This is a genomic window from Cupriavidus sp. 01L46, assembly GCF_056399905.1.
Genome location: NZ_JBFTSF010000256.1, coordinates 1 through 9,223 on the forward strand (window position 1 = coordinate 1; position 9,223 = coordinate 9,223).

A 9,223-nucleotide genomic window follows, 5' to 3' on the forward strand; every position below is an offset into this window, starting at 1 on the left:
GCACAATGCACTTCGGCTTGCCGGTAGTGCCCGACGAGAACATGATGAAAAGCGGATGGTCAAACGGGAAGCGCCGCCACACGAAGCGCCCGGCATCGCCGCTGTCGATCAGTTCGCCAAGCGAATAGATCCGCTGCTTGACGGTGCCGGGCAAGGTTCCGTCGTCGAGCCGGACGACACCCTGCAGCGACGGCAACGCAGCAGCCAGATCGGCGATGTTATCCGCCAGCGACATGCCCGTGTCGAACGCCCGCTCCGCGGCGTGCGCGAACAGCAGCCGTGGCGCTAGCGGCGCGAAGCGATCGAGGATCGTCTCGACGCTCATCTCGGCCGCAGCAGTCGACAGCGTTGCACCGAGCGCGGTGACGGCCAGCGCGGCAACGACCGCATCTGCGTCGTTGCGCATCACACCAACCACGCGGTCCCCATCGCGCAGCCCCAACTCCGAGAGAGCATGCGCGAGACGAGCTACTCGATCGCGCAGTTCGCCGCGAGTCAGGCGTACACGTCGGCCATCTGCGTGACATGCGGTCAGCGCGGGGGTGTCGGGCGTCGCTACCGCCAGGCCAAGCAGGTTGTCCGCGTAGTTCAGTTGGACCTGCGGGAAGAAGCGGGCATGCTCGCACTCGTCGCCGACGCAGACCGGCTCGGTGCTGCCGGACCACTCGAGCCCCTGCGACCACTGTACGAAGCATTGCCAGAACGTCCGGTACTCCCGTACCGAGAAATCGTGCAGCGTATCGTAATCATTGAAGACTTGGCCGGTGTATGCCTGCAGGGCAGTGGTGAATGCCGTCATTTGCGACGCTGCGGCGCACTCGGGCGTGCTGCTATAAATGGGTACGCGTCCCACGGTCGCGATGGGGCAGAACGACGCGTCGAACGGGCAAAAGCGATCCATCCGATTCTCCACTGAGACCGGCGCACACCGTTCGAAGCAACGGCGTGTTCTGATGATCCAGACTAGTGACTCGCCATATTTTGCTCTGTGCGAAATCGCACGAACTATTGCCAAACCACAGGCAACGACCAGCCAGCTGGCGTGGACATGACTGAGGCTTCAACAAGTTCGTGACCCGGGGCGGCTTCGCTGAAACAGCAAGGCACCATCGCAGCGACGAGCGAGTCACTATCAAATCGGCACGCGTCCCGAAATTCCCTACCGCAATGGTGTATGCGCATCCGCGAGATCCTGATGCAGTCATGTTCAAAGAGCGGACACAAGGGACGGTGAAGCTACTCGAAAGCGAACACAACTAGCCGGCCCCTTCCGGTGTCCTAGCAGAGATTTCTGTTCTCGTCGCATCGCGGTTCAGCAGCTGCCGATGCTGATATGAGCACCGTGCGTTGGCTCCTACTGGCAATGTCATGAGCAAGTAACGGAGATGATGTAGAAGATTGCACTTCACATACCAACTGGGCAATATCCACGCGCATGTCAACTCGCCGTAAATTTCTTCTCTCTACAGCCGCCGCCGCGACGGTTCCCCTACTGACAGCAACACTGAGTGCATGCGGCGGAGACGATAATTCAGTAGAGGTGCCAATCTCCGATGCCGAACTCCGGGCGCAGATGATCGGAAAACTGAGCGCAGAGCTGAACGACGCATCGACTGCCAATGTCATTGAACCATTCCTGATGGATGTTGGCTTCACCTGGGACCTTCCTGTGATTCCCGCAGCACAGGTCAATACCATCGTCGCGTACGGCTTTGGCAACCGGCCCAACACCGCAAGTGGCAATACGTCCAGCACCGGGGCAAATCAAGTCGCCCTACCCGACCCGGGACCCATCAATGAAGAACTCGCGGACGTGGTGCACCGGATTTATCAACTAAAGCCGGTCAAGGTATTCGCGCAATGGGAAATTGCGCGCTTTCTCGTGTCCAAATACCAGATGAACAGTGCCAACCTTCAATCGATCGAGCCGATTGTGGCGAGCGACGGCACGATCACCTACCTGAGCACCGATGGCGTGGCAGCCGCGATCGTCGCCCTTGAAGGCACTGCTGCAGCGCTGGGTGCGGTCGCCGTCGTTGGCCATCGCGACCACGCGAAACGTTGCATAAACACTTCCACGGCGCGCGGCATGAATGCGTACGCTGTCAAGGAGGTCGCGCTGCCCGTCAACTACGATCCACTGTCAGGGCAGCCATGGACGCGTCGCCGCGATCTCTACCTCGCGCACGACATGTATGCCCAGTTGGCCGTCAAGACCGGAACCATGATCGCTCAGGCTTACCCCCACGGCTAAATCGCGGCGACTATCCCCCAAGCACATCCATTCAAATCATGTCAACACGCCGCAAATTTCTTCTTTCCACATCAACAGTCGCAACGCTACCCGTCATGGCGACAGCACTCAGTGTCAGCGGGAATGCCATGGCAGCCGACACTCTCGTTTCCGACGCCGAGCTCAAGCGACAGATGATCGGCAAACTGATCGTAGAGCTGAACGACTCGACGACCGCCAATTCCGAAGTAGCCTATCTGCAGGACATCTTCTTCACCTGGGACCTTCCTTCAATCAACGCGGCTCAGGTCAGTGCCATTGTCGCCTATAGCTTTGGCGCCCGACCCAATGCGGCAATCGGCAGCGGAACGACTCAGTCCACGCTGCCCGCACCGGGCCCCATCAATGAGAAGATTGCAGATGCCGTGCACCAGCTCTATCAATTGAAGCCCGTCATGGTATTTGCACAATGGGAAGTGGCGAGCGTGCTCGCGTCCAAGTACCAGATGAACAGTACGAACCTTCAATCGGTCAAGCCACCCGTCTTCGCAAGCAACGGCACGATCACCTATCCAACCCTCGATAACGTGGCGGCAGCCGTTATTGCGCTTGAAGGAACAGCGGCGGCAATGGGTACGGTGGCGATCGTCACACATCGGGATCAAGCCAAGCGGGCTATACAAATTTCCAGGGCACAAGGTATGAACGCTTACGCTGCGCAGGAGATTACGCTGCCTGTCGATTACGATTCCCAGGCGTCACCGCCCGCGAACCGTCGCCGCGATCTCTACCTGCTTAGCGATATGACCAATCAGTTCGCGACTTTGCGCGCGAACTTGATCGCTCAGGAATACCCAAATGGCTAGTCGTATCGCAGTGTTCAACGTAAGCGCCAGCGGAAGCCCGAAGCATACCAACGAAGACATCGCCACGCGAGGTCATCAAGGTTGAAGGAGTAGATCAGCCTGTCCTTCGATCCACCTTGCTGATCCAGCGTGACGGCGCCTCATCGATTTGCCATCTCCAGGAGAGTCAGCCGATCTGCATCGCAAGGGAGGTTTTCAACGAGGCGGTCGTTCGAACGGCCATCGTGGACCGCCTATTCATCGGCCAAAGCCGCCGGTCGGCAACTGGTCCTCGGGGTCCGTGAGGAGTGCCCGTACATTGACGTCCCCGTTTGCCAAGCCTTCATTCCGACACTCTCGGCCTTAATATCTAGTCCTGCGTTGAATTGCTGAGGCCGGACAAAGACGCACCGTGCACTACGGAGTACACCGATACTCGAGGCACTATCTGCCTCGTCGCACTAATAGTCGAGTCGTCCGCGCAAATCATCAAAAGGAATCATCACATGCTCGCGATATGCGGCGCGATGTTTGATTCGCTCGTACCAAGCCTCAACGTTTGGCACATGAGGCTTCTTGATTTCAAGTTCGAAATATCGATATAGGTTCGTCCCAGCGGGAATATCCGCCAAGGTCAAGCTATCGCCAGCGAGAAATGGCCGATCGGAAAGCACCTGGTCGAGAAGTTGGAAGTATTGGGAACACAGGCCTATGCTTTTTTCGATAGATGTCCGGTCCCGCAATTCAGGGGGAGTTCGATAGCAGCCCCAGAACACGCCGGTGAGGAATGCAGGTTGCAGGCTCGTCTGAGACCAGTCCATCCAACGGTCCGCGTTGGACCGCCGCTCGGGATCTTCGTCCCAAAAATCAGGGCGTCCATAGCGCGCGGCCAGGTATCTCAGAATACTGTCCGATTCCCACACGACGGTTCCGCCATCGTCGATCATCGGAACCCGACCATGTGGATTCATTGCCAGGAACTCAGGCGTATCCCTAACACCAAACGTGCCTCCGGCCGGTACGTGCTTGTACGGAATGCCTAGCTCGCCAATAAGCCACAACACCTTTTGCACATTGAATGAACTACGTCTACCCCATACCGTAAGCATGCAATCCTCGCAATTCCGACCGATTCTGGTTCTTCCCGATTATAAATGGGTCCCATGTCTGAGCGACCGGTGCTGACCCGATGGCGGACCTTAGCCGGACTGCTCCTCACCGGTTGCTCACCGACTCCTACCGACAGCCACAAGCGGCCAACCGCCGAACGGAATCAACGACCTGGTATGTGGTTTTGAACAACCATGTCGCGGCGCCGCACCCATCAGAATCGATAATTGAGCCCCAGCTTGAAGGTTTGCGCCGAGACATTTCCCGTACGGATGAGCGTGTCGTAACTCGCCTGCATATCCAGCGACTTGCGCAGCGGCAGCGCTAGCGACAGGCCGGCGCTCAACATGCCACGCGACGACGTCGCGCCCGGGATCAGGAAACCGGTGCCGTCGGCGGACGTCACCGCCACCTCGCGGCCCGTCCCCAGCGTCTCATAGGCATACCCCAGACGCGCCGCGATCAGCGCTGGCCGCTCGGCCTGCATGAGGAGTGGGTAGCTGACGGTCAGGCCCACATACGGCTGCAGGCTACGCAGGTTCTGTGCTCCCACCGTCAGGTTCTGGCTGGTGGGGCCGGTTTCACTGAAGTCCTGCCCGTGGAAATACTGGTAGCGCAACCCAGCGCGCGGCGTGACCACCAGCGCGCCCGCCGGCAGCGGCACGGCGGCCTGCACACCGGCATGCAGCTCCTGCCCATGGGCGCTGCCCTCGGCATTGCCCAGGCCGGCGAAGGACCGTTTGGATGACAGGAAGTCATAGGCATAGCCCAGCGTACCCGCCAGGTTGACGGGGCCGAGCGCGCGGCCGCCATAGCCGGCCACGCGCAGCGTGTCGAGCGAGCCCCTGCTGCCCGTGCCGTCTTCGGAGACATCCCCGTGGCTATAGCCGGCCGCGACACCCAGTGTCCAGTCGCCGAGCGGGCGGTCGAGTCCAGCCAGGAACCCGTAGCGGCGGTCGTCGTAGCCGGGAGCGTCGTGATTGCCGCCGACCCGCGTGATGTTGCCGGTAGCTTGTGCCCAGCCCTGCTCGCCCGGCCTCGCACACTGGATGGGCGAGGCCGGCGCATCCGCGCATGCTCCACCGAGCCGGTCGAGAAGCGCGCCATTGATGCGCTGGCCTTCGCGAACGGCGGCCGAGCCAAGCGCGCCGAAGACGGTCGCGTTGCTCGGTGCGACCACCAACGGGTCGGCCGCGCTCAAGGCAAGCTCGACCGCGCCGGCGCCCATTGCTACGCTCTGGGTGAACCCTTGCGGCGTATTGCCGGTGACCGTTGCGAATCCGCCGTTGACGGCGCCGGCGTTGATGATGCGGTAGGTCGTCGTCCGGTATGTGCCCGGGCCATACAGGAGCGACAGCGTGCCAGCCAGCGAGGCGGTACCGCCCACGGTCAGCTGCGAGGCTGCCGTGGGACTGACATCGATCACCAGCTTGCCGCCGGGCGCCTGCGTGTAGTTGCCGGCGACGCTGAGCACGCCGATGGAGCCCCCCGGCCAGACTACGCCGTCGTTGGTGATGCTGCCTCCCACGGTGCCGTGGCCGCGCAGCGTGCCGTTCGGGTCGACCAGGACATTGCCGGCCACGCCGGCGCTCGGATGGCCCTGGTCGCCGACTTCGAGCGTGCCGCTGTTAACCGTCGTGCCGCCGGTGTAGGTGTTGGCGCCTGTCAGCGTCAACGTGCCGGTGCCGGACTGCACCAGCGCGCCGTTGCCGGAGATTGCGCCGCCGAAGGTGATGCTGTCGCTGCGGTTGAAAGCCAGCGTGCCGTTGTTGACGACATTGCCCGTGATGGAGCCAGAGGTGCCGCCGTTGCCGACCTGCAGCGTACCGCCGTTGATCGTGGTGCCACGCGTGGAGGCCAGCACACCCGTCAACACCATCGTGCCCGACGACGAAGACAGATTCACRCTGGAGCCGGAGACGTTCCCGCTCAGCGCCATGCCGGCGCCGGAAGACAAGCTGACGGTGCCGCCGCTGAGGTTGCCATTGGCGCTCAGCAAGCCGCTGCCGGCACTCAGCGCCAGATCGCCGGTACCGGTGGTGATGCCGCTGGCGGGAAGCGTCAAGGCGCCGCCGGCGGTCAGGCGGACATTGCCGTGATTGCTGTCGGTCAACGCCGCAACGTTGAGATTTCCGGAACTGGCTAGCGACACCCCGCGGCCCGAAGCCGACACCGCGCCGCCGAACATGTTGCCGGCGTTGGTCAGGATGACCGCGCCACTGCCTGCGTTGAGCGTGCTTGAGCCGCTGATCGACAAGGCGCCCGTCTGGGTGATGTTGCCGTTGCTGTTCGCCGAGAGTGCGCCATTGACGGTGCCCGAGCCGAGATTGAGCACGCCGCCACTGGTCGCCGTCAACGCACCGGTGTTCAGGGTTCCCAGCGTGAGCTGGCCACCGCTGAAGAGTTGCGTCGTGCCGCCGGTCAGGCTCACCACGCCGCCGAATACGTTGCCGGCGTTGGTCAGGGTGATCGCACTGCTGCCCGCGCTGAGCGTGCTGGAACCGCCGATCGACAACGCGCCCGTCTGGCTGATATCGCCCTGGCTGGTCGCATTGAGTGCGCCGCCGACACCCCCCGTACCGAGATTGAGGCTACCGCCGCCGCTCACCGTCAACGCGCTGGTATTCACCGTGCCGAGGGTCAATGCGCCGCCGCTGGTCAGTTGCGTGTTGCCACCGGCCAGGTTCACCACGCCGCCGAATACGTTGGCGGCATTGCTCAGCGTAATCGCGTTGCTGCCCGCGTTGAGGGTCGTCGCTCCGTCAACGATCCATGAAGCGCTCTGGCCAATGCTGCCGCCCGTGGTGGTGATCGACAGTGAGCCGGTGACGTTGATTGCGCTGCCCGCGCTGAACGTGCCACTTGTGGTAGTCACGCTGTTCAGCACCGTCGAGGCACCTAGTGCACCGGCGAAGCTGACGGCGCCCGTCGTCGTTGCGGTGAGATTGTGCCCGCCGTCCAGGGTCGAGTTGAACGCAATGTTGCCGCCGTTGGTGTCGGAAGCCACCACATCCGCGCCCAGTGTCACCGCGCCGTTGTAGGTCTGCCCGCCGCCGGTCGTCACGTTGCCGTTCAGCGTGGTCGCCACGCTGTCGGTCAGCGAGCCGACACCCACGGTGCCGAGCGTCAGATGATCGCCGCCGGTGTTGTTGCCGGTCGCAGTCAGCGCGCCGCTGCCGGAAATGCTGCCGGAAACAGCCAACGCGTTGCCGTTGGTGTTGATCGTCGTCGCACCGTTGACGATCAGCGCTCGGCTGCCGGACGATCCGCCAGTGACATTCAACCCGCTGGCACCGGCGGTAATCGTCGCAGTGGCCCCACTCGCCACGTCCACTGCACCGTTCAGGATGGAGCCACCGTTCAGCGTGAGCGAATTGGTGCCGCTGATGAAGGCGATGGCGTCAGCCCGCGTTTTACCATCGCCCGACATGCCGCCAGCAATCGTCCCGCCGTTGAAAACCGTGAGACCGGCGCCGATGACCCCGACTCCTCCTGCGCCAGTGACCGTCGACGAGCCTCCGGACCCTGCGCCTCCGCCATTTCCGCCGGCGATGACACCCGAATTGACGAGGATGTCGTTGCTACCGGAAACCATCATGCCCGCGCCGCCGTCGCCGCCGTTAGCGCTGGCGGTCGAGGACGCCGTTCCACGATCCTGGCTCAATCCGCCGCCACCACCACCGCCGCCCGCGATGGTCCCTGCGTTACTGAGTGTCTGAGTGCTGCCCGTCCACGAGACACCCGCTCCGCCGACGCCGCCGTTGGCAACATTGGTCGTGATGACACTGCTCATACTGGCTCCGCCGCCACCGCCGCCACCGCCTACAATCGTGCCTGCCGCGGCATTCGAGTAGTTGCCGCTCGTCCCGCTCAGGGACAGGCCCGCGCCGCCGGCGCCACCGTTGACGCTTCCGGCCGAGCCGCCGCCGAAGGCACCGCTCGTCCCTCCGCCGCCGCCGCCACCGCCTACGATCGCGCCGGTATTGCCACCGCTGCCGCCAGCACTGGCCGAGGTCGCTCCGGCAGCGCCGTCTGCCKCGGCCGTGTTGGTACTGTCCGAGGCTTGTGARTTACCGCCGCCTGCGCCCCCTGTGCCGGCAAGCGTTCCGGCCATACCGGCGCTGCCTCCAGCCAGATAGCCGCCGCTGCCGCCATTTCCGAAAGTGCCAGCCCCCGTTCCCGCACCGCCAGYCGGACCGGAAACAGCTTGGAGGCCTTGCCCCCCGCCGCCATCGGCCAGGGCCGCGCCGGATGCAAGCGTCATGACGAGCGCGCCGGCAATGATCCGGGCGTCCGCAAGCGCATGGCGCCCGCGCCCGCCTTTGCCACGCGAACGGGCATTTTCCGGAACAGGCTGCAAGATATCCAATGCGGGATTCCAGACGACTCGATAGACGCGATTCATTTTCTTTTTCTATTTTCCCGAACGCCACGCCAGCCGCGTGGTGCGCGACTTCCCCGTACCAATAGATGTTTGCCTCCGGTACACCGAGAGGCACCATGACCACAAAACGATCTGCCCTGACCAACCCGCTATGGCACAACCGACATCTGCTCGATAGCGGTGTCGATCGTGCCGGCGAGCTCGCGCAAGGCAAGCCGGAACGCTGCCTTGCGCGAGCCGAAAGYCACAGGCACGACGGTGCCATGGCCCTGGCTATGAGATGGACTCCCCGTGCGACGCGCTCCGTTGTTGTTCTCTATCCCCCTGTCCCCTGTCTTTCGGGGACTGACAGGCAGCGTCATCCGCGTTGCGATAGTAGGACACCTGACCCTGACCACAAATACCTAAAAACTGGTAGGGGCGGACCGGTATCGCAAGCCCCGGTTCGCGAGAGGATCGACAGGCTGGCAGTGCGAGATCGAGGTCTGGCCAATCCCGCAAACGAGGTATTGCGCCTTGCGCCCCCCTCGCTAAGCTCTGCCGAAGTGCGACAGAATCTTTGCTTGCGGTAACCTCAAGCCTGCCTTCCCATAAAACACACATGCGTTGCCGAAGTAAGCGGACAATTGGCAACGCCCCGATGTATACTGC

General features: G+C 62.7%; 5 protein-coding genes. 2 read left to right on the forward strand and 3 right to left on the reverse strand.

Annotated elements, in window-relative coordinates:
• A partial coding sequence (locus AC1DS3_RS30265) for an AMP-binding protein (protein ID WP_477128569.1) occupies positions 1-901 on the reverse strand: 901 nt, incomplete at its 3' end.
• 534 nt (positions 902-1,435) lie between these two features.
• On the opposite strand from AC1DS3_RS30265, the gene AC1DS3_RS30270 reads away from it, so the two are divergent.
• Both AC1DS3_RS30270 and AC1DS3_RS30275 read left to right on the forward strand, forming a co-directional pair.
• Complete coding sequence (locus tag AC1DS3_RS30270) at positions 1,436-2,254, forward strand: hypothetical protein (RefSeq protein WP_441631969.1); 819 nt, start codon at positions 1,436-1,438, stop codon at positions 2,252-2,254.
• 38 nt (positions 2,255-2,292) lie between these two features.
• On the forward strand, positions 2,293-3,099 hold the full coding sequence (locus tag AC1DS3_RS30275; protein ID WP_441631967.1) for a hypothetical protein: 807 nt from the start codon (positions 2,293-2,295) through the stop codon (positions 3,097-3,099).
• A 440-nt stretch (positions 3,100-3,539) separates the two neighbouring features.
• On the opposite strand, the gene AC1DS3_RS30280 is transcribed toward AC1DS3_RS30275, so the two are convergent.
• Both AC1DS3_RS30280 and AC1DS3_RS30285 read right to left on the reverse strand, forming a co-directional pair.
• Positions 3,540-4,187, reverse strand: coding sequence for a glutathione S-transferase family protein (locus tag AC1DS3_RS30280; protein WP_441631966.1), 648 nt, complete (start codon positions 4,185-4,187; stop codon positions 3,540-3,542).
• A gap of 215 nt (positions 4,188-4,402) precedes the next feature.
• Positions 4,403-8,593 carry an autotransporter domain-containing protein gene (locus AC1DS3_RS30285; RefSeq protein WP_477128570.1) on the reverse strand — a complete coding sequence of 1,397 codons (4,191 nt, stop codon included), beginning with the start codon at positions 8,591-8,593 and terminating at the stop codon, positions 4,403-4,405.
• Positions 8,594-9,223 lie beyond the last annotated feature (630 nt).